Genomic DNA, 21219 nt, shown 5'->3' with positions numbered 1-21219 from the left:
CCAGATCAGGAGAATGAAGGCATGACTCAGGTGCTGTCGGGAGCGATGCATTACTTCCGGGTCCTTCCGGAGCAGTGGCGGCAGCGCCTGGCCATGCTGCGGGCCATGGGCCTGGACACCGTCGAGACGTACGTGGCCTGGAACCTGCACGAACCACGGCCCGGCCACTTCGACTTCACCGGCCGGGCCGACCTGGGCCGCTTCCTGGACCTGGCGGCCGAGGAGGGGCTGCGGGCGATCGTGCGGCCGGGGCCCTACATCTGCGCCGAATGGGACAACGGCGGCCTGCCCTGGTGGCTGCTCGCCGACCGGGACGCCCCGCTGCGCTGCCACGACGAGACCTTCCTCGGCCACGTCGGGCGCTTCTTCGACGAGGTGATCCCGGTCGTCGCCGCCCGGCAGGTCACCCGGGGCGGCAACGTGAGCATGGTCCAGGTCGAGAACGAGTACGGCTCCTACGGCTCCGACCGGCGCTACCTGGCCTGGCTGGCCGACGGGCTGCGGGAGCGCGGCCTGGACGTCCCGCTGTTCACCTCCGACGGCGCGATCGACCACATGCTCTCCGGCGGCACCCTGCCGGGCGTGCGGGCGACGGTGAACTTCGGCTCCGACCCCGAAGGCTCCTTCGCCGAGCTGGCCCGCTTCCGGCCCGAGGACCCGCCGGCGTGCATGGAGTTCTGGAACGGCTGGTTCGACCACTGGGGCGACACCCACACCACCCGGGACGCCGCCGAGGTGGCCGGCATCCTGGAACGCATGCTCGCCGCGGGCGCGTCGGTCAACCTCTACATGGCCCACGGCGGCACCAACTTCGGCACCTGGGCCGGCGCCAACCTGGGCGGCGACCTGCAGGACGGGGAGTACCAGCCGACCGTCACCTCCTACGACTACGACGCCCCGATCGACGAGCGGGGCGCGCCGACCGAGAAGTTCTGGGCCTTCAGGAAGGTGCTGGCCGCCCACCGGCAAGGCCCGGTGCCCGAGCCGGAGCCGCTGCCGCCGACGCTGCCGCCCGGCGCCGTCGAGCTGACGCAGTCGTTGCGGCTGTTCGACGCGCTCCCGCCGGTCGCGGGCCGCTCGGCGCGGCCGCCGACGTTCGAGGAGCTCGGGCTGGCCCACGGGCTGGTGCTCTACCGGGCCACCGTGCATGGGCCGCGGGGGCCGTACGAGCTGCACGTCGACGGCCTGGCAGACCGGGCCCACCTGTTCGTGGACGGCGAGCCGGTGGCGGTGCTCGAACGGGACCGGCTGACCGGCGTGCCCGTCGCGGTGCCCGGCCCGTCGGCGGTGGTGGAGCTGCTGGTCGAGTCGATGGGCCGGGTCAACTACGGCCCCCGGCTGGGCGACCGCAAGGGCATCGTCGGCGGCGTGCGGCACGAGCGGCAGTACGTGCACGACTGGGAGGCCGTGCCCATCCCGCTGGACGACGTGTCCGGGCTGCCGTGGGGCCGTACGGGCGCGACGACCGGGCCGGTCTTCCACCGCGGCACGCTCACCGTGGCCGAGCCGCGCGACGCCTACCTCGCCCTGCCGGGCTGGACCAAGGGGTACGTCTGGGTCAACGGGTTCTGCCTGGGCCGCTACTGGGACCGGGGCCCTCAGCGCACCCTCTACCTGCCCTGGCCGCTGCTGCGCGCGGGCGGCAACGAGCTCGTCGTCCTCGAGCTGGACGGCTGCCAGGAGCCGGTCGTGGAGATCCGGGAGGAGGCCGGCCTTGGGTAACGCGTGCCCGGTCGTCGTCCCCCGCCTGCAGCGGTGGGACGGCGGCGCCGGCGTACTCCCCCGGGCCGCGCTGGCCAGGGTCGTGAGCGACGAGGCCGGCCTGCGTGACCGGCTCGTCCAGGAGATCGGGCAGGTCACCGGCCTGACCCTGGCCGCGGCCGGCGGGCCGGCGGGCGCCGGTGACGTCGTGCTGACCCTCGACCCGGCGCTGACGTGCGAGGCGGGCGGCGCCCGCTTCGCCGAGGAGGGTTACCTGCTCGCCGTCACCGGCGAGCAGGTCCGGATCTCCGCGCCCACGGCCACCGGCCTGTTCTACGGCACGCGCAGCCTGCTGCAGATCCTGCGCACCACCGCCGAGCTGCCGGTGGGCGCCGCCGCCGACTGGCCCGACTACCCGGTGCGCGGCTTCATGCTGGACGTGGGCCGCCGCTTCTTCACGCCGGGCTTCGTCCGCGAGCAGCTGGCCGTCATGGGCTGGTTCAAGCTCAACGAGCTGCAGCTCCACCTCAACGACAACGGCTTCCTGGCCCCTGACGGCACGTGGTCGGAGGTGCAGGCGGGCTTCCGGCTGGTGCCCGAGGACCCCGCGCTGGCCGGGCTGGCCTCGGCCGACGGCGCCTACGACCGGGCGGACTGGGACTCCTTCGAGGAGGCGGCGGCGGCCGAAGGCGTCACCCTCGTCCCCGAGATCGACGCGCCCGCCCACGCGCTGGCGTTCGTCCGGTTCCGTCCCTCGCTCGGGCTGGGCGACGATCATCTGGACCTGTCGAAGCCGGAGTCCACGCAGTTCGTCAAGGACCTGTTCACCGAGTTCGTCCCCTGGTTCCGCGGCCCGCATGCGCACTTCGGCGCCGACGAGTACCTGGCCGACGAACCGCGCTACAAGGAGTTCTTCAACGCGATGGCGGCCCACCTGCGGGCGCTGGGCAAACGTCCGCGCGCGTGGGGCAGCCTGACCAGGATGGCGGGCGGCGTCCCCGAGGGCTACGACCCGGACGTGGTGATCAACTGCTGGGCCACCGTCTGGTACGGCCCGCACGAGGCCAGGCGGGACGGCTACTCCTTCGTCAACACCAGCGACTCCCTGCTCTACATCGTCCCGGCCGCCACCTACTACCACCCCGACGGCCTGGACGGTGAGTACCTGTACGACCACTGGGCGCCGCACGTCTTCCCCGACGGCCAGAGCGTCGCCCCCGGCGATCCGCGGCTGCTGGGCGCCATGTCGGCGGTGTGGAACGACATCACCGCGGCGCCCTACACCGAGGACGACGTGCGTGACCTGGTCGAGCCGACCTTCGCCGTCCTGGCCCAGAAGATGTGGAGCGGCGCGGGCGGCATGCCGTACCACGCCTTCATGGACGCCGTACGGGAGGCCGGCGGGCCGGTGGGCCCGTAGTTCCGTCAAGGATGGACGGCCGGCACGATGCGCCAGTCGCGCTGGAAGACGAGGTTGTGCAGGTCGGCGGCGGCGATGGCGCGCAGGACGGGGACGAGCTCCGCCGCCTGCTCCGCGTCCGCGACGTTGAGCGGCCACTCCCCGACGGTGGCGCCCCGCAGGTGCGGATGGTGGAATCCGGCGCCGTAGTGGGCGGTCAGGGTGATCGGCGCGAGGCCCGCCGCCCGCTGCGCCGGCCACGACAGCGACCAGACGGCGAAGCTGCCGCCGGTGGCGTCGGCCCGCGTGCCGGTGGCCTCGACGGCGCCGGTGCCGAGCAGCAGGTGGCGGTCGAACTCGGCCAGCACCTGCCGTGCGGGCGCGTCGAGGAGTTCGACGGCCCGCCGGAAGGCGTCCTGCTTGCCCTGGCGGGTGACGTGCCCGGCGTGGGTGCCGTCGCGCAGGTCGGCGAAGTGGCGGACGAGCGCCTCAAGGGGGGCGGGGGGAACGTTCATCGGTGGTCCTTTCGCTGGTCGGAGGGGGCCTGCTCGCGCAGGGCGCGGGCCAGCAGGCGGAGAAGGGGACGGTCCGGGCGCAGCACGTCGCCGTGGACGGCGCCCGGCGGGCGCAGCAGCCGCACCGGGACGCCGTCCGCGCGCAGCCGTCGCGCGTAGGACTCGACGTCGTCGTGCACGGGGTCGTCGCGGCCGACGGCGAGGACGGCGGGGGCGACCCCGGCCAGGGTGGGCGCCTCCCAGTGCGTCGTGTACAGGCGGGTGCCGTCGGCGTCGCGGACGGCGGCCGGCCGGTCGCCGCGCCAGGCGCGCCAGGCCCGGCGCAGCGGCTCCGCCTGCGGGAACGCCGACGGCGAGCGGCGGTAGGACGCCCCGGCGCAGGCGGGGTCGAACGGCGGATAGGCCAGCACCTGCGCGGCCAGCGGCAGGCCGCGGTCCCGGGCGGCCAGCGCGGCGCCGGCGGCGAGCGTGCCGCCCGCGCTGTCGCCGCCCACCGCGAGCGGGATCCCGGCCGCCTGGCCGTGGGCCCAGGCGAGGGCGGCGAGGACGTCCCGCACGGCGCCGGGGTGGCGGTGGCGCGGCGCGAGCCGGTAGTCGACGCTGATCACCGTCCAGCCGGACCAGGCGGCCAGGGCCGCGGTGGCGTCGTGCCATTCGGCGGCCGAGCCGCGCTGCCAGCTGCCGCCGTGCGCCCACACCAGCAGCCCGGCGGGCGGCAGGCCCTGTGGCCGATGGAGCCGGACCGGCACGGGAGGCGAGCCGGGAAGGACGAGACGTGACCACGACGGTTCCGGGCGTACGCCGGTCTCGGGAATCACCGCGCCGCTGGGCTGAGGATCCATGATGTGCTCCGCGAACGAGAGAGGGATGGCGGGTCAGGCGTGCGCGCGATCGCGCCGGCCGCGCAGGAAGAGCGCCGCGACCAGCACGCCGAGCAGGACGAGGGCGGTGTTGGCGGCGATCGCGACGGTGACGCCGTGCAGGACGGCCGCGCCGGTCACGGCCCCGGCCGTCGCGGCGGTGACGATCGCGGACATGATCGGGGTGCCCATGGTGATGCCGATCTGCTGGGACATCGAGGCCAGGCCGGTGGCCAGGCCCTGCTCCCGGTCGGGCAGGCCGGTGGTGGCGGTGACCATGAAGCCGACGATGACCAGCATGTTCCCCACGCCGCCCAGGAAGGTGGCGGGCAGCAGCAACCCCATCGAGCCCGAGGTGCCGCCGAGGAGCAGCAGGGCGCCGGTGCTGACGGCCTGCAGCAGCCCGCCGCCGACCAGCACGGCCACGGTCGAGGTGCGGGCGATCGCCTTCGGGGCGAGCAGGCCGCCGGCCACGGTGCCGAGACCGAGCACGCCGAACGACAGCCCGGCGGCCAGGGCGGTGAAGCCGAGGGTCTTCTGCAGGTAGAGGGTGAGCAGGTACACCAGGGACGTCTCGGTGACGAAGGCGAGCAGGCCGAGCAGGTTGCCCCAGGCCACGGTCGGCTTGCGCAGGACGTGCAGCGGCACGAGCGGCGCGGCGGCGCGGCGTTCGACCAGGTGGAACAGGCCGAGCAGGACGGCCCCGCCCAGCAGCCCGGTCAGGGCGAGCGGGTGGGTCCAGCCGTGCTCGCCGGCCTGCGTCAGGCCGTAGACGACGCCGAGCAGCCCGAGGGTCACGCTGAGCGCGCCGGGCAGGTCGAGCCGGGGACGGTCGGCGGGCCGGGACTCGGCGATGACGGCGGGCGCGACCAGGAGCACGGCGAGGGCGACGGGCACGTTGACGAAGAACGCCCAGCGCCAGGAGAGCAGGTCGGTCAGGACGCCGCCGAGCACGGCTCCGGCGGTGAACCCGGCGGACATGAGCGCTCCGTTGAGGCCCAGCGCCTTCTGCCGCAGCGGCCCTTCGGGGAAGGACGTGGTGAGCAGGGCGAGCCCGGCCGGGGTGGCGGCGGCGGTGGCCAGGCCCTGGGCGATGCGGGCCACGATGAGGATCTCGGGGGTGGGGGCGAGCCCGCCGGCGAGCGAGGCCACGCCGAGCAGCGCCAGGCTGCCGAGGAAGATGCGCTTGCGGCCGACCAGGTCGCCGATGCGGCCGAAGAAGAGGGTGAAGCCGGCCGCGCACAGGGCGAAGGCGGTGGCGATCCACTGGAGGCCGGACAGGGAGAAGCCGAGGTCGTCGCCGATGGCCGGCAGGGCCACGTTCAGGATCGAGAAGTCGACGGCCAGCATGAACTGGGCGACCAGGAGCACCGCGAGGACGAGACGCAGGCGGCCGGTCAGGTGCCGCGGCGGGGCCTGGGCGGCGGACGTGGGCAGGGGTGTGGTGGTGGTCATGGCAGGGCTTTCTCTCGGGCGTGCCGGTCGGCATGCCGCCATAAACGGTTCTCTAGTTCCGTTAAGATGAGAGAACAGTAGCACCAGAACTGCCACTAAGGGAACTACGGTTCCGATAAGGGTTCGAACGAGGAGGAGTCCGTATGGCCGCCGTCCCACCGCCGGGTGCCGTCCGTCCTGGTGGGCGCACCGCCCGCGTCCGCGAGGCCGTCCTGCGGGCTGCCGGCGACACCCTGGTCGAGAAGGGCTTCGCCGGGCTCGACCTCGCCGACATCGCCCGCCTCGCGGAGGTCGGCAAGACCACCGTCTACCGCCGCTGGGGCACGCCCGGCGCGCTCGCCGCCGACCTGCTCAAGGACATGGCGGAGACCTCGCTGCCCCGCGCCCGCAACGGCGACGTGCACGCGGACCTGCGCGACAACGCCCGCCTGGTCGTGCGGACCCTCACCGACCCCCGCCAGGGCCGCCTGTTCAAGGCGCTGATCGCCGCCTCGCTCTGCGACGGGGAGGCCGCCCGGGCGCTGCACCGTTTCTACGCCGTGCGCATAGAGGAGTGGGCCGGCTGCGTCACCGACGCGATCGGGCGCGGCGAACTGCCGCCGGGCACCGACCCGCGCCGGGTGATCGCCGCCGTGTCCGCGCCCCTGTACTACGCCCTGCTCAACACCGGGGAGGCCCTGGACGAGGCGGCCGCCGACCGGGCCGCCGCGGCGGCGCTGGCGGCGGCCCGCGCCGGGGCCCTCTGAGGCCGGGCTCCGGCCTGATGCCGCCGTCCCGCGAGCCCGTCAGATCTTGAGCTCGGCGTAGACGGTGTCGAGGTAGCCGGCGAAGTCCGCGGTGTACTCCCGGTACCGCCTGCGCCAGCGCTCCAGGTCGGCGGCCGACACCGAGGAGCCGAGGACCTCCGTCAGGTGGGCGATGAGGAAGGTGTCGTCCTGGCCCGCCTCGAACCGCACCCGGCTCTCGACGATCTCGAACCTGCGCATGAGGTCGAGGCGGAGCAGCTGGTAGAGGAAGGACTCGGCGGCGAACCTGAGGGACTCCGGCATCTCCTTCGAGATCGACTGCGGGCCGTGGTACCAGGAGAGGTAGATGGCGTCGTCGAAGATCTCGAACCGGTAGGTCGCGGTGTCCTCGATGTAGGCCAGGTCCACCGGGCAGATGTGCCGGTAGTCGAACAGCGCGACCGTGCTCATGATGAGCTCCTCGCGCAGCTCCTCCGACAGGGTGGAGTTGTCCTTGCCCGCCAGCCTGGCCCAGCTGGTCCGGTCGGTGGCGCGGCGCGAGATGGCCAGCTTGTCGCCGGGGTTGAGCATCGCGACCCGGACCTGGTGGGGGAAGTGGCGGGACCTGGTCAGCCGGGCCGACACGTAGCGGGCGCTCGGGCCGCAGAAGGCGTAGAACCCGGTGGCCTCCAGGCTCGCGGTCACGTCCTTGTTGAAGGCGTCCCCGTACGTGCCGTCCACCGGGTCGAAGGACGGGTAGACGGCCGTCGGCATGAAGCCCTTGTGCATCGAGGCCACCTCGGTGCGCAGCCCCGTGGCCAGGTCGTCCAGGTGCTGGGCGATGTTCTCCTCCATGCTGCGCTGCTGCACCTGGGAGCTCAGGACGGAGAACACGACGGCGAAGGCCACGGACGCGATCAGGTTGAGGCCGATCGAGGAGAGCACCGCCGCCCTGGTGAGGGCCGGGTCGAAGAACAGCATGAGCACCGCGGCGAGCAGCGTCACCGCGCAGGAGAGGCCGAACGCGTACCAGCTGAGGGTGTTGCGCAGCTTGCGAGGAGTCGTACGCATGCAGAGATCTCGCTTCGTCGCCGAGTGTCGCCACGATCCCCGATCCCGTTCCATGCTAACCGCGGCGGCGGCGTGGCGCGGGGCACCGGGGCGGCGCGACGGCCCAATATGATCATTCGCATCGCCGCCTTACTCCGGGCCGTCGCCCGCCACCGCTTCGGGCGTCCGGCCGTCGCCGCCGTCGCGCTCTACCTGACCGCTGCCGCCGTCGCCGCCTGGTACGACGGCGGGCGGTGGTTCGTCGCCGTCGCGGCGGCCGGCGTCCGGCCGGGGGCCGACGGGGCGCGGCTCCTGACCGCCGCGGTCTGCGTGCTCAACGCGTGGGCGTTGTGGCAGATCCTGCGCGGGCCCGTCCGGGCGGGCGCCGGGGCGTTGCCGCGTGACGTGGTGTGGCTGCGGCGCCTGCTCTACGCGGACGTGGCCGGCGACCTGCTGCTCTGGGACCTCCTCGACGACCTCTCCAGCCTCGCGGAGTACGTCGCCCGCTGGGCCGTGTGGGCCGCCACCATGCTGCTGCTGGTGCGGACACTCGCCGGGGTCACGGCCCGGTTCCGGATGATCACGCTCGGGCTCGGCCTGGCCGGGGTCCTGGGCGCGGCGTCGCGGCCGTTCGCCGAGATCCCGCTGCTGGCGCTGTCGTTCCCGCTCGCGCTGGCCACCCTCGCGTGCAAAGCGTTGATCATCACCGGGCAGGGACGCGACAGCCGGTTCGGCGCCGTCACGGTCGCCGTCGGCTGGACGGCCCTGCTGGTCCCGCAGGCCTACTCGCTCCTTCAGGCCGGACGGCTGACGTTCGACGGCCTGTCGCTCGTCGTGCACGCGCTCGACGGGCTGCTCGTCGTCTGGGCGGCGCGCACCGCGCACGAGCTCGCCGTGCCCGTCCCGGACGGCGCGGCGTCCGGGACCGGGCGGGCGCCACGGCTGCTCGCCGCCGCCGCGATCCTGCTCGTGCTGCCGATGGCGGTCGTCGGCGCGGAGCGGGACGCCCGGCTCACCTACACGGCCGCGGACGAGGGCTGCCGAGGCCGGCTCCGGCCCGCGGCCGGCCTCGGCCCGCAGGAGCAGCGGCGGTCGTTCCTCTGCCTGGCCAGGAGCGAGACCTTCGCCGCGGGCACGATGTTCCCCGGACGGCTGGCCGACCAGCGCGTCCTGGCCTACGGCGGGCAGCTGTGCGCGCTGCGCGGCGACCAGGAACGGCTCGCGCTGCACGAGCGGGCCGGCGGCATGGGGGACTCCATCGAGCTGGCCGCGGCCCTGGAGTACCTGTGCCCCGGCATCGTCGCCCGGCAGACCGCCGACGCCGACCGCCGCCAGGCCGAGCGCGACCTTCAGGAGGCCAGGTGGAAGGCCGAGGCGAACGCCCGGTGCGCCGACCCGTGGCCCCGGGTGCGGGCCAGGCGGCAGGGCACCGCCGCGTACATGTTGTTCGAGGGGGGCGGCTACGCCGTCTTCGACGACCGCGACGACAGCGCGGGCGACCCCGGCAACATCTATGACGCCGGCGAGGAGGCCGCCGACATCTTCGACGCCGTCGAGGACGGGTTCATCGACGCCGCGGGCAGCGGCGCCGCCATCGTGACCGCCGAGGAGAACGCGCCGATGTGCCTGACGGTCAAGGCGTTCGACCGCGCCCCGCCGCTGCGGCTCGCCGGCTGGGACCGGGTGGTCGAGGTGGGCATCGCCAGCCGCAGCGGCCGCCTGGTGGTGCCGGCCTACCCCAGGGGCGGCGACAGCGGGGCGGCCGGGCCGCTGCCCAGCCTGGCCGTCGCCGGTCCGGGCCGCTACCGCCTGCGCGTGCACGCCCGCACGATGCCCTGGGACGAGGACGACCCCGACGCGCCGCTGGAGGAGCACCTGATCGTGGTCTATCCCGGCCGCTCGACGGAGAAGGTCGTCCACCGCCCGCGCGGCTGACCTCGCGAGGTCCGGGCGTCCCGGGTGGGCGTCGGCGCCGTGTCGCAATCACGACATGGCAGACAAACGGCACGGGTGACACCTGGCGCGCCGCGCCTCTGATCACTCACTCTCATGTGCACTGGTTGTTGCTACGAGAGGTTTCACCCCCATGCACTGGTCCGCCCATGTGACGGTGGCAGGAGTCACCACCGCCGCCCTGTTGAGCTCCCCGTTATCGGCAGCCTCGGCCGCGGCCGAGCCCGCCGGTGGGAGCGTCCACCGCGTCACGCTGATCACCGGGGACGTGGTGACCGTCAGGCAGGCCGAGCCGGGCAGGCACGCGGTGGAGGTGAAACCGGGGCCGGGCCGTGAGCGGATGGCGTTCACCACCACCGAGGAGAACGGCGAGCTACGGGTCCTGCCCAAGGACGTCGTGCCCTTCCTGGCGGCCAAGCGGCTGGACCCGGCCCTGTTCTCGGTCACCCGGCTGATCGCCCAGGGATACGACGACGCGAAGGCGGACAAGCTGCCGCTGCTGTTCCTCTACGACGGCGCCGCGCCGAAGAGCGCGTCCGCGCCCGAGCTGGAGAGCGTCAACGGCCGGGTGGTCGCCGCCGACAAACGCACGATCGGCGGGTTGTGGAAGTCGCTCGACGGGCAGCGGGCCACGCTGTCGCAGGGCGTGTCGAAGATCTGGCTGGACGCCAAGGTCAAGGCCACCCTCGACCACAGCGTGCCGCAGGTGGGCGCGCCGGAGGCGTGGCAGGCCGGGTTCGACGGCAAGGGCGTCAAGGTCGCCGTCCTGGACACCGGCGTCGACGCCACCCATCCCGACCTGGCCGGACGCGTCAAGCAGAGCAAGGTGTTCACCGGCGAGCCGAGCGTCCAGGACGGCAACGGGCACGGCACCCACGTGGCCGCCACCATCGCCGGCGGCGACGGCAGGAAGGGCGTCGCCCCCGGCGCCGAACTGATGGTCGGCAAGGTGCTCGGCGACGACGGCTCGGGCACCCTGTCCGGCGTCATCGAGGGCATGGAGTGGGCCGCCGCCGAAGGCGCGTCGGTGATCAACATGAGCCTCGGCGGCAGCGCGACCGACGGCACCGACCCGCTCAGCGAGGCCGTGAACACCCTCACCGAGCGCACCGGCGCCCTGTTCGTGGTCGCGGCGGGCAACGACGGCGCGGCCTACTCGATCGGCACGCCCGGCGCGGCGACCTCGGCACTGACCGTCGGCGCGGTCGACGGCAAGGACGTGCTGGCGGACTTCTCCAGCCGCGGCCCGCGCCTGGACGACGCGCCCAAGCCCGACCTCACCGCCCCCGGCGTGGCCATCGTCGCGGCCCGCGCGGCGGGCACCAGCATGGGCGAGCCGGTGGACGAGCGTTACACGGCCGCGTCCGGCACCTCGATGGCCACGCCGCACGTGGCGGGGGCCGCCGCGATCGTCAAGCAGCGCCACCCCGGCTGGACGGCCGGGCAGATCAAGGACGCGCTGGTCGGCTCCGCCAAGCCCATCGCCGGTCAGCAGATCGACGACGCCGGCGCCGGCCGCCTGGACGTGGCCCGCGCGGTGCGCCAGGGCGTGACCGCGACGGGTGTGGTCGACCTCGGCAAGCACCAGCAGGACCAGGGTCCGGCCACGGCCGGGGGCACCATCACCTACGCCAACGGCACGGCCGCCCCCGTCACGCTGGAGCTGGCCACCACCCTCGACAAGGCCGAGCTCAGCGCCAGGACCGTGACGGTCCCGGCGGGCGGCACCGCCGACGTCAAGGTCACGGTGGACCTGCCCGGTCTCACCTTCGGCCGGTACGGCGGGCTGGTCACCGCCACGGCGGGCGCGGAGCAGGTGCACACCACGCTGGCGCTGACCTGGAAGGGGCCGCAGCACAAGGTCCGCTTCACCGCCATCGACGCCGCCGGCAAGCAGACCGGCGCCGACACGCTGTCGATGTTCGGCGCGTCGCAGCAGGACGACCTGTTCACCTGGCTGCCCCAGGAAGGGCTGACCGTGGAGGTGTCCGAGGGCACCTACATGACGCAGTCGCTCAACCTGGGCAGCGGCTGGGGCCGGACGCACCCGCGTGACGGCATGGTCGTCATCCCCGAGCTCAAGGTCGACCGCGACCTGGACGTGGTGCTCGACTTCCGCAAGACCACCCCGGTGACCATCAGAACCAAGGAGCCCGCCGAGCAGGTGGGCATCTACACCTACTTCACCTATCGTGCGTTCGGCTCGCGCAAGATCTCCCAGGGCGTCATGAACTTCGACGTCATCGAGGGGCTCAACGTCTCACCGACCCAGCCCGTGCGGGACGGCTCGTTCGAGTTCGCCTCGCGCTGGCAGCTCGTCGCGCCCAAGCTCACCGCCCGCGTGCCCGGCTCGGGCGAGCCGTACCCGATGGGGTTCCTGGGCCGGTCGCCGGGCGTGGACGGGCGGCACATGTGGCGGCTCGCCGACGGGGCGGCCGGGTCCAAGGGCAAGGCCGCGGTCGTCCGCAGCGAGGACATTGACTGGTCCGACCCGTCCGGGGCCGCGATCAAGGCGGGCGCGGTCGCGGTGATCCTGGTGCTGTCCCCCGACGACGCGTTCGGGCACGGCTGGAAGCCGGTCGGCGCGGACCTGCCGATCCCGGCGCTGGTGGTCGCCAATGACGACGGGCAGCGGATGCTGGAGCGGATGAAGAAGGGCAACGCCAGGCTGGAGGTCACGGGGCAGATGGACTCGCCCTACCTCTACGACGTCATGCAGGTCTCCGACGGCCGGGTGCCGGACAAGATCGTGCACGAGGTGAACGACGGCAACACCGCCCGGGTCGCCACGACCTACGCCGACAACGGGGGCTTCGGCTGGGCCAAGGAGCAGCGCTTCGGCTGGCGTCCCTGGCAGTCGTACTCGCTGGGCCAGCAGATGGAGACCCAGCGGATCGTGAAGACCCCGCTGCGCCGCACCGAGTACGTCAGCGCCAACGGCTCCTACTGGCAGCACCTCGTCAACCACCAGTACGTCTGGGACGAGATGGGCCGGCTGCTCGACGGCATGACCGAGCAGCCGCGCACCTACCAGCCCGGCACGCGGATCAGCGAGAGCTGGCACGCCCCGGTGGTCCGCCCGGCGATCCCCGGCTGGCTCAAGCCGTCCACCCGGGAGGGCGACACGATGGAGATCCGCGTCCCCGAGTTCGTGGACTCCTCCGGGCACGTCTCCCGCGCGGGCGTCGACAACGACACCGCCTCGGCCCGGTTCTTCCGCGACGGCACGCTGGTGGCCGAGCGCGAGGCCGCCTGGGGCGCGTTCCCCGCGGCGCCGCAGGAGGCCGCCTACCGGCTGGAGCTGTCCACCAAGCGCACCTCGGAGGAGTGGACCACGGCCACCGCGACCGAGACGGCCTGGACATTCCGCTCCAAGCCGGGCGACCGGGTGCTGCCGCTGCTGCAGGTCGACTATGACGTACGCCCGGAGCGCCCCGGTCTGGTGGGCTTCGCCGTACGGCATCAGGAGGGCGTGACCGGCGCGCGCCCGAAGGACCTGAAGCTGGAGCTGTCCTACGACGACGGCGCGACGTGGCGCCGGCAGCCGGTGATCCCGCTCGGCGGCGGCCGCTACGACGCGATCGTCCTGCGCCCGCACCCGTCGCTGCGGGTCACCGCCACCGACTCGGCCGGCAACACGGTCCGGCAGACGGTGATCAGGGCCTACTGATCGGTCAGAGCCAGTTCTCGCGGGCGGCGTGCCAGGCCAGTTGCATCCGGGTCTGCGCACCCGCCCGCTCCATCAGGTAGGCGATCCTGCGCTGCACCGTCCGCTGGGAGATCTTGAGCTGGGTGGCGATCGACTTGTCCGGAACGCCGGCGACCAGCAGCGACAGCAGGTAGAGATGGTCGGCGTCGAGCGGGCTGCCGGGGTTGGTGAGGCTGACCGGGGTGGCCCGCTCCCACAGGCTCTCGAACAGGGCCTTGAGGGCGTCGAGCAGGCTGCTGGGCCGGATCAGCGCGGCGGTGAGCTGGGTCAGGCCGTCGGTGTGCTGGATGAGCGGGAGCACCCCGAGCTCGCCGTCCGCGATGATCATCCGTACCGGCAGGACGGGCAGCGCGCGGGCCTGCTCCCCCAGCGTGATGCCGTCGGCGAGGTTGACCAGCATGCCGGGTTCCTCCAGCAACGCCCCTTCGTAGATGACGCGGTAGCCGACGCCGCGCCGCAGGGCCGCGAGCTCCTCGCTGTTCTCCTGCGAGCTCATCGCCACGTGCCCGGCCCGGCAGAGGCTGAGCACCTCGTGGCGGGCGCCGTCCTGCAGCAGCCGGAGCTGCTCGCGCAGCGCCGCCCGGCTGGTGATCACCTCGATGAGCTGCGCGGCCTCGCGCCGCCGGGCGTGCGCCAGGTACTCCCCCGTGAGCTGCTCCATGGCATGCCGCGCGCGGTCGACCTCGGCCTGCCGCCGGTGCAGCCGGGCCGCGAGCGCGACGTCGGGGGCGACCGCCGTGAACCGGCCGGGCTCGCCCGGCACGGCGCGCGCCAGGCCCTTGGCCAGCAGCGAGCCGAGCGCCTGCCGCGCCACCTCGGCCGCCACGCCCAGCTCCTCGGCCAGGGCGTCGGACTCCACCTCGGTGGTCCTGACCAGCAGCCGGTAGGCGGCCTCCTCCTCCGCGCCCAGCCCCGCAGCGCTCAGCACGTGCCGCACACGGCCCGATCCAGATTCACCCGGCCATTGTAGAGAGCGGCCGCCGGGCCGGCGGCCGGGCCGGTGACGGCGCCTGTCAGGTCACCCGTTCGGTGCGCAGTTCGTGGCTGCCGTCGGGGAGCCGGGCCTCGTAGAAGAGCCGGTGGGTGCCGTCGGGGAGCGGGAGCACGTCGAGGTAGCGGACGTCGGCCACCGGCGGCCCGTCCACCGGCGTCAGCAGCGGCGCTTCGCCTGCCCCGGTCGCGCCGGCCGGTGTGGCCAGGCCGGTGCGTTCGCGCCAGTTCTCCGCCGCCGAGGCCCGCCCGTCGTAGCAGGCCCGGCCGTCGGGCAGGACGCTGGTCAGCCGGGCTCCGCGGGCGTCCCACGAGCCGGGCCGGCCGGTGAGGACGGTCCCGTGCCGGCGCCAGCTCAGCCCGTCGCGGCTGGTGGCGTACGCGGTGCTCATCCGGTCCTCCGCGCCGGGCGTCTCCAGCGGGTGGCAGCAGATCCAGGCCCGCCATCCGGTGCCGTCGTACCGGATCACCGGGTCCTTGACGCCGGTCCGGGCGTCGCCGGTGAGCACCGGCCGCACGTCCGCCCCGGCCAGGCCCTCCGGGGACGCGGCCTCGACGACGCCGATCCACCAGTGCCTGGTTCCCGGCGTGGCGCAGCTGACGTACAACCGCCACCGGCCGGAGGGCAGGCGTACCAGGGCGGGGCGCTCCACCATCGCGGCGCCGAAGCGGCCGCGCGGCAGCACGGCGACCGTGGTGAAACGCTCGCCGTCCGTGGAGCGGGCCACCGCGTTGTGGTCCTCGCCGCCGTCGCGTACGCGGTAGGCCAGGACGTACGTGCCGTCGGCGTCGAGCGTGGCGCTCGGCGCGCCGGCCCAGTGCCGCGGCCCGCGGCCGGGCGCCGGAACGGCGACGGCGTGGCGCCCGGTCCCGGAGCCGGGCAGCGGGAAGGACGGCACGAGCGGAGGACGGGGGTACGTGCTTGCGGTCATGGTCCGAGTCTGCGCGGGGGCGGGATCGTGCGGCAGTGGCAGCACTGCTCACATACGGGAATTTCCTGCCATACTCGGTGACCGGGATCCGGCATCCATCACGAAAGGGCGACATGACGCCACGATCGGCACGACAGCCCGCTCCCGTCCGCGCGGGCAGAGCGGCGGAGAGGCCGGTCCCTCCCGGCCGCCACATCCCCGCGGCGGGCGCGTCCGCCGGGCGTGGACGGTCGTCGTGACCGCGGGCGTCGACGTTCCCGACGGGCGTGGCCGTACCGGCCTGGACCAGGCGGGACGCGACCTGACCGGCAACCCCCGGGTGCGGGTGCGCGACGTGCGGCTCCTGGCCTGCAACTGGTACGTGCTGCGCACCACCACCTTCGACTACCAGCACGCCGACGGCCGCTGGAGCACCCAGCAGCGGGAGACCTACGACCGCGGCAACGGCGCCACCGTGCTGCTGTACGACCCCGACCGCCGCACCGTCCTGCTGACCCGGCAGTTCCGCTACCCGGCCTACGTCAACGGCCACCCCGACGGGATGCTCCTGGAGACCGCGGCCGGGCTGCTGGACGACGAGGCGCCGGAGGAGGCGATCCGGCGCGAGGCCGCCGAGGAGACCGGCCACACCGTCGGCGAGGTCGAGCGGGTCTTCTCCGTCTACATGAGCCCGGGGTCGGTGACCGAACGCCTGCACTTCTACGCCGCGCCCTACAGCGCCGCGACCCGCACCTCCGCGGGCGGCGGGGTCGCCGCGGAAGGCGAGGACATCGAGGTCATGGAGCTCGGCTTCGACCACGCCCTCGATCTGGTCGGGCGCGGTGAGATCGCCGACGCCAAGACCATCATGCTGCTGCAGTGGGCGGCGCTGAGCGGCCCCTTCTCCCCCGCCCGTACGCCGGACCGGCCCGTGACGCGGCCGTAGGGGCCGTCGCCGAGCTGTCGCGGCCCGGCGTCACGGAAGGCGGCGGAAGGCCCGGCGGTAGGCGGCGGGGGCGACGCCGCGGCGGGCGGCGAAGTGGTGGCGCAGGGTGTCGGCGCCGCCGAACCCGGCCCGGACGGCCACGGCGTCCACGCCCAGATCGGTGGTCTCCAGCAGCTCCTCGGCGAACTGAAGGCGGCGTTCGAGCAGCCAGCGGTGCGGGGTGGTGCCCGTCAGGGTCTTGAACCGCCGGGCGAACGTGCGCGGCGACATGGCCGCGCGCGCCGCGAGCGCCTCCACCGTCAGCGGCCGGTCGAGGTGCGCCAGGATCCAGTCGAGCAGCTCCGCCAGTTCGTACGGGGTGCGCTGCGGCGGCATGGGCGCCTCGACGTACTGGGCCTGCCCGCCGGCGCGATGGGCCGGTACGACCAGGCGCCGGGCCAGGGCGTTGGCCGTGGCGGCGCCGTACTCCAGCCTGATGAGGTGCAGGCAGGCGTCGATCCCGGCCGCGGCTCCTGCGCTGCTGAGCACGGGGCCGTCCTCGACGTACAGGATGCCGGGCTCGACGGTGATCTCGGGATGACGGCGGGCGAGCAGGTCGGCGAACTGCCAGTGGGTGGTGGCGCGCCTGCCGTCGAGCAGCCCGGCGGCGGCCGGCAGGAACGCGCCCGTGCAGACGGTCAGCACCCTGGCGCCGCGCCCGACCGCGTCCCGCAGCGCCGCCAGCAGCGGGGCGGGGACGGGCGCGTCGAGCCGCGGCCAGGCCGGTACGGCCACCAGATCCGCGTCGGCGAGCCGGTCGAGCCCGTGCTCGACGTGGACGGCGAACCCCGAGGTCGTGGGGATGGCGCCGGGCTCCGCCGCGCAGACCGCGAAGTCGTGGACGGGCAGCCCGTCGTCGGTGCGGTCCAGCCCGAACACCTGGCAGACGATCCCGAGCTCGAACGCGGCGACCATGTCTCCGACCACGGCCGCGACCCTGCGTATCACGCCCGCCAGTATGGCAGGAACTTCCCGAACCATGGCATTTCCGCCACGGTCAGTCGATGGCCCGCACCGGCGGAAGAGCCCGCCGGACCACCGGCGTCTTCGCGTTTGCGGCGCGCTTCTGCGGGCATGGCGTGCTGACCCAGGAGAACGTGAGTTCTAGGAGAGTCGGCATGAGTCACGGACCGGTGGAGAAGGACCCCGACGACTGGACGACCGGGGACGAGTCCATGACCGGCCCGCAGGAGTCCTACCTGCACACCCTGGCCAGGGAGGTGGGCAGGGAGGTGCCCGGCGGGCTGAGCAAGGCCGAGGCGTCCCGGTTGATCGACGAGCTGCAGGAGAACAGCGAGCGCCTGCGCGCGTCCGGCACTCCGCCGGAGGGCACCGGCTGATCCGGCGCGTCCCGGCTCTGCCCCGCGCAGGGGAGGCGTTTCCCTCTCGGGAGGGAGATCGCGGGCGGGCCGCGCGGCCTACCGTGGGCGGCCATGAGATCACTCACACGGCCCGCGCTGCTGGCCGCGGGCTGGGCGGCGGCGGCCGCCCTCGTGCTGGTGGCGCCCGGGAACCTGGTCATGCGGCTGGCGTTCGGCAAGCTCGACGACCCCGCGCTGGCCCGGCAGTCGCTGCTCGCCGCGCTGGGGGTGCTGCTGGCGCTGGCGGCCGTCCGCTTCGGGACGCGTACCGCCGCGCGGCCGCACCGGCGGCGGGCCGACGGGACGGTCCGGCCCGCCCTCTGGGCCAGGACGGCGACCTGGACGGCGGCCGTCCTGCCGGTGCTGGGCTTCTCGGTGCCGCACCTGCTGTGGGGGCTGGGCCTGCCGCTGGGCGTGGCGGAGGGCTCCCGCGCGGGCCTGGCCGAGCTGGGCGGCTCGGCGGTGTTCTGGGTGCTGCTCGTCGCCGGGCCGGTGGCCGGGGGGCTGCTCACCCTGGGGCTGATCGCCCGATGGGGACAGGTCGTCCCGCGCTGGGTGCCCCTGGCGGGGGGACGGCGAGTGCCGCGCGCGCTCGCGGTGGTCCCGGCGGCCGTGGTCGGCATGCTGGTCGGCCAGTACGGCGCGATGATGACGAACTGCCTCGCGTTCGGCGTCACCCGCACGTGCGCGCCCGGCGGCGGCACCGAGGTCCTCGACGGGAGCTGGGGCTTCGCCGGGACCTACCCCGTCTTCCTGCTCTGGGGGGCGTCACTGCTCGCCGCCGTGGCCGGTTACCTGCACACGACCGCGCGGACGCCGGTCAGTGGCTCATGACGTGCCGCCGCTTCGGGGGCTTGCCGTAGCCGAGCAGGCCCATCATGCCCTGCTCCTGGTGGTAGAGGTTGTGGCAGTGGAACATCCACTCGCCGGGGTTGTCGGCGTGCACGTCGATGCTGATCCGCTTGTACGGCATGACGTTCACGGTGTCCTTCCGCGGCCCGCCGCGCTCGGTCGTCCGGACCTGGAAGGTGTGGCCGTGCAGGTGCATCGGGTGCCACATGTGCGTGTCGTTGTGCATGACGATCCGGATCGTCTCGCCCCGGTCGACCCGCAGGCGCAGCGGGTCGTCGGAGAGGTGCCCGTTGAGCGGCCACTCGCTGCCGGCGGTGCCCTGGCGCCAGCCGAGCGTGACGGTGACGGTCCTGGACGGCGGGCGCAGCTGGTCGCGGCGGCGCGCCTGGAGGTCCTGGTAGGCGAGCTGCCGCCGCTGGAGCTCCGGCACGGCGCCGTCCGGTGACGGGGTGCGGGCGCCCGGCGTGGTGCGCACCACCGCGAACGCCCGCCCGGCCTTGCCCTCCGCCATCGCCATCAGCGGGAACGCCCCCGCCTCGAGCGTGACGACGAAGTCGTAGCGCTCCCCCATGCCGATCACGACCGTGTCCACGGTGACCGGCTTGACCGGGAAACCGTCGGTGTGGGTGATGGTCAGGCGGTGGCCGCCGAGCGCCACCCGGAAGGCGGTGTCGGCGGCCGCGTTGATCACCCGGAACCTGGCGCGCACGCGGGGACGGCTCACGAAGGTGGTGGGCTCGTCGGCGGTGCGGCCGTTGACCAGGTAGTACGGGTAGCGCACGTGACCGGACGTGCCGCCGAGGACGTGGCTGCTCAGGGTGTCGTCGTGCGGGGTGGTGTTCAGCGTGCGCAGCGTGTCGTCGGGCGTGCCGTTGACGCCGTCCTGCCAGTCGTCGAGCACGACCGTGAACTCCTGGTCGTACTCGAGCGGCTCCGCCGGGTCCTCCACGATCAGCGGGCCGTACAGGCCGCGGTCGCTCTGCATGCCCACGTGGGAGTGGTAGAAGTAGGTGCCGGGGTCGGGGACGGTGAACACGTAGTCGAACGTCCCGCCGGGCTGGGTCGGCCGCTGCGAGAGGCCGGGCGCGCCGTCCATGTCGGCGGCGATCCTGATGCCGTGCCAGTGCACGGTGGTCGGCGCGGGCAGGTCGTTGACGAGCCTGGTCCGCACGGTGCCGCCGGCCGTGGCCCGGATGGTCGGGCCGGGCAGCAGGCCGTCGTAGGCCCAGGTGGACACGGTCCGCCCGCCGAGGGACACGGTGGCGGGCGCGGCCCGCAACACCCTCCTGCCGGACTCCCAGGCGGCCCCTCCCCCCGGCGGCCGGGCGGACGGCCCGGCGGACGCTCCGGCGGCGGCCGCCGGAACGGTGCCCAGGGCGGCGAACATGCCGCTGACGAACAACCTGCGGGACACGGTCCCACGCGAATCAGTCACTACGGATCCCCCTCATCCATCTCGCAAAATAACGGAGAGTCACCGCGAAACGACGACGCCACGCGCGTCGGGGCGGTTCAAGATCGCCGTACTCGGGCCCGGGGACGATCCGCACCCGGACCCGGCGCCGACGCGACGCCGCGATCCCGGCATACTGGGCCGACAGATCATCACCTGAGGGAGATCATGCGCATGAGCACGCCGTCATCGCAGCCGGGAGCCGAGCGGGCCGGCGGGCCGTCCGTCCGGATCGGCGCGCTCGTCCCGCTCACCCCGCCCGGCTGGGTCGAGGCGGGCCGCCACCTGCTCGCCGGGCTGGAACTGGCGGTGCGGGACGTCAACGACGCCGGCGGCATCGGCGGACGGCCGCTGGAGCTGGTGGTCCGTGACACCGCGGCCGACCCGCGGAAGGCGGAGGCGGCCGTGGACGAGCTGGCCGGGCTCGGGGTGGCCGCGCTGGCCGGCGAGTACCACAGCGTGGTCGCCCGTGCCGCCGCCGCCCGCGCCGACGCCGTCGGCCTGCCGTTCCTCTGCTCCTCGGCGGTCCTCGACGCGCTCACCGACGAGCCCGCGAAGTGGGTCGCGCGCCTGGCCCCGGCGCAGTCGCGCGGCTGGCGGATCTACGCGGACTTCCTCCTCGGCGCGGGCCACGAGCGCGTCGCGGTGGCGACGCAGCCGAGCGTCTACTGGGCGTCGGGGCTCGGCATCCTGCGCGACCACCTCGCCGCCCGCGGCGGCACGGTCACCGAACTCGACATGACCGCCCGCACCCCCGAGGCCGTGTGCGACGAGCTCGCCCGCGACGGCGCGACGGCCCTGCTTCTCCTGGTCGGCCACCCGGAGCCGGCGGTGCCGATCGTCAGGGCCGTGCGCCGCGACCCGCGGCTGGCCGGGACCCTGATCGGCGCGCCGGCCGGGCAGCCGGAGTTCCCGGGGTGGGCCGAGTCGCTGGGCGACGACGGCGCCGCGATCCCGTTCCTGCGCTACCTGCCCGAAAGCCTGAGCCCCCTCGGCGTGCGGGCCGGGACGGCCCTTCGCGAGCGGCTGGCCGGAACGCCGTCGTTCGTCGCCTTCGAGGGCTACGACACGGTCACCGTCCTGGCCGAGGCGCTGCGTTCGCACGGGGTGGACCGGGCGGCCGTCGCCGGATCCTGGCCGCAGGTCGCGGTCGAGGGCACCCGGGGGCCGATCCGGTTCTCCCGCGCGCCGGGCATCAGCGTCTGGCAGTGGGCCTGGCCCCCGATCCAGGTGGCCGACCGCGACCCGGCGAACCCGGAACACTTCCGCACCCTGCACACCGCCTGACCCCCACCCGGCG

At 74.1% G+C, this 21219-nt stretch carries 17 protein-coding genes; 9 read left to right on the top strand and 8 right to left on the bottom strand.

The features are described from left to right. The first annotated feature begins 21 nt into the window (after positions 1–21). Together ACNF49_RS28155 and ACNF49_RS28150 are read left to right on the top strand one after the other, a co-directional pair. Positions 22–1722, top strand: coding sequence for a glycoside hydrolase family 35 protein (locus ACNF49_RS28155; RefSeq protein ID WP_482939319.1), 1701 nt, complete (start codon positions 22–24; stop codon positions 1720–1722). Then, complete coding sequence (locus ACNF49_RS28150; protein WP_482939318.1) at positions 1715–3121, top strand: beta-N-acetylhexosaminidase; 1407 nt, start codon at positions 1715–1717, stop codon at positions 3119–3121. The genes ACNF49_RS28155 and ACNF49_RS28150 overlap by 8 nt, the downstream gene beginning before the upstream one ends. Positions 3122–3126: 5 nt before the next feature. On the opposite strand, the gene ACNF49_RS28145 is transcribed toward ACNF49_RS28150, so the two are convergent. From ACNF49_RS28145 to ACNF49_RS28135, 3 genes are read right to left on the bottom strand one after another with little or no spacing between them, the layout of a single operon-like run. Continuing rightward, entirely contained in the window at positions 3127–3615 is a 489-nt protein-coding gene (locus tag ACNF49_RS28145) for a hypothetical protein (RefSeq protein ID WP_482939317.1), read from the bottom strand. Further along, entirely contained in the window at positions 3612–4457 is an 846-nt protein-coding gene (locus ACNF49_RS28140) for an alpha/beta hydrolase (RefSeq protein WP_482939316.1), read from the bottom strand. Before ACNF49_RS28140 ends, ACNF49_RS28145 begins: the two co-directional genes overlap by 4 nt. Positions 4458–4490: 33 nt before the next feature. After that, positions 4491–5930, bottom strand: a complete 1440-nt coding sequence (locus tag ACNF49_RS28135; RefSeq protein WP_482939315.1) for an MFS transporter — start codon at positions 5928–5930, stop codon at positions 4491–4493. 143 nt (positions 5931–6073) lie between these two features. Here ACNF49_RS28135 and ACNF49_RS28130 point away from each other — a divergent pair, with 143 nt between their 5' ends. Continuing rightward, positions 6074–6676, top strand: a complete 603-nt coding sequence (locus tag ACNF49_RS28130) for a TetR/AcrR family transcriptional regulator (protein WP_482939314.1) — start codon at positions 6074–6076, stop codon at positions 6674–6676. A gap of 39 nt (positions 6677–6715) precedes the next feature. Here ACNF49_RS28130 and ACNF49_RS28125 read toward each other — a convergent pair whose 3' ends face one another. Further along, entirely contained in the window at positions 6716–7726 is a 1011-nt protein-coding gene (locus ACNF49_RS28125; RefSeq protein ID WP_357977914.1) for a hypothetical protein, read from the bottom strand. 108 nt (positions 7727–7834) lie between these two features. On the opposite strand from ACNF49_RS28125, the gene ACNF49_RS28120 reads away from it, so the two are divergent. Both ACNF49_RS28120 and ACNF49_RS28115 read left to right on the top strand, forming a co-directional pair. Beyond that, on the top strand, positions 7835–9640 hold the full coding sequence (locus ACNF49_RS28120; RefSeq protein WP_482939313.1) for a hypothetical protein: 1806 nt from the start codon (positions 7835–7837) through the stop codon (positions 9638–9640). A 202-nt stretch (positions 9641–9842) separates the two neighbouring features. Then, complete coding sequence (locus tag ACNF49_RS28115; protein WP_482939312.1) at positions 9843–13328, top strand: S8 family peptidase; 3486 nt, start codon at positions 9843–9845, stop codon at positions 13326–13328. Between the two features lie 4 nt (positions 13329–13332). Here the strand turns inward: ACNF49_RS28115 and ACNF49_RS28110 are convergent, their stop codons facing one another. Continuing rightward, complete coding sequence (locus ACNF49_RS28110; protein WP_482939311.1) at positions 13333–14304, bottom strand: helix-turn-helix domain-containing protein; 972 nt, start codon at positions 14302–14304, stop codon at positions 13333–13335. A 76-nt stretch (positions 14305–14380) separates the two neighbouring features. Further along, entirely contained in the window at positions 14381–15289 is a 909-nt protein-coding gene (locus ACNF49_RS28105; RefSeq protein ID WP_482939310.1) for a glycoside hydrolase family protein, read from the bottom strand. A 235-nt stretch (positions 15290–15524) separates the two neighbouring features. On the opposite strand from ACNF49_RS28105, the gene ACNF49_RS28100 reads away from it, so the two are divergent. Next, positions 15525–16214 (top strand): NUDIX domain-containing protein, encoded by a 690-nt coding sequence (locus ACNF49_RS28100; RefSeq protein ID WP_482939309.1) that lies wholly within the window; start codon positions 15525–15527, stop codon positions 16212–16214. 30 nt (positions 16215–16244) lie between these two features. Here ACNF49_RS28100 and ACNF49_RS28095 read toward each other — a convergent pair whose 3' ends face one another. After that, complete coding sequence (locus tag ACNF49_RS28095) at positions 16245–17198, bottom strand: helix-turn-helix domain-containing protein (RefSeq protein ID WP_482945598.1); 954 nt, start codon at positions 17196–17198, stop codon at positions 16245–16247. A gap of 173 nt (positions 17199–17371) precedes the next feature. On the opposite strand from ACNF49_RS28095, the gene ACNF49_RS28090 reads away from it, so the two are divergent. Together ACNF49_RS28090 and ACNF49_RS28085 are read left to right on the top strand one after the other, a co-directional pair. Then, entirely contained in the window at positions 17372–17593 is a 222-nt protein-coding gene (locus ACNF49_RS28090) for a DUF3072 domain-containing protein (protein ID WP_482939308.1), read from the top strand. Positions 17594–17686: 93 nt separating this feature from the next. Next, the gene (locus ACNF49_RS28085; protein ID WP_482939307.1) at positions 17687–18448 is read left to right on the top strand and encodes a hypothetical protein; all 762 of its coding nucleotides are present in this window, start codon (positions 17687–17689) and stop codon (positions 18446–18448) included. On the opposite strand, the gene ACNF49_RS28080 is transcribed toward ACNF49_RS28085, so the two are convergent. Then, positions 18435–19880 carry a multicopper oxidase family protein gene (locus ACNF49_RS28080; RefSeq protein ID WP_482939306.1) on the bottom strand — a complete coding sequence of 482 codons (1446 nt, stop codon included), beginning with the start codon at positions 19878–19880 and terminating at the stop codon, positions 18435–18437. The two genes, ACNF49_RS28085 and ACNF49_RS28080, sit on opposite strands and share 14 nt — an antisense overlap. Before the next feature lie 213 nt (positions 19881–20093). Between ACNF49_RS28080 and ACNF49_RS28075 the strand changes: the two genes are divergently transcribed. Continuing rightward, positions 20094–21206: an ABC transporter substrate-binding protein gene (locus ACNF49_RS28075; RefSeq protein ID WP_357977884.1), complete on the top strand. Its 1113-nt coding sequence runs from the start codon at positions 20094–20096 to the stop codon at positions 21204–21206. Positions 21207–21219: the final 13 nt, after the last annotated feature.

It is taken from the genome of Actinomadura sp. ATCC 39365 (genome assembly GCF_054392275.1).
Note: the sequence above shows the minus strand (reverse complement) of the source record. Positions and strands in the feature narration are given on the sequence as shown.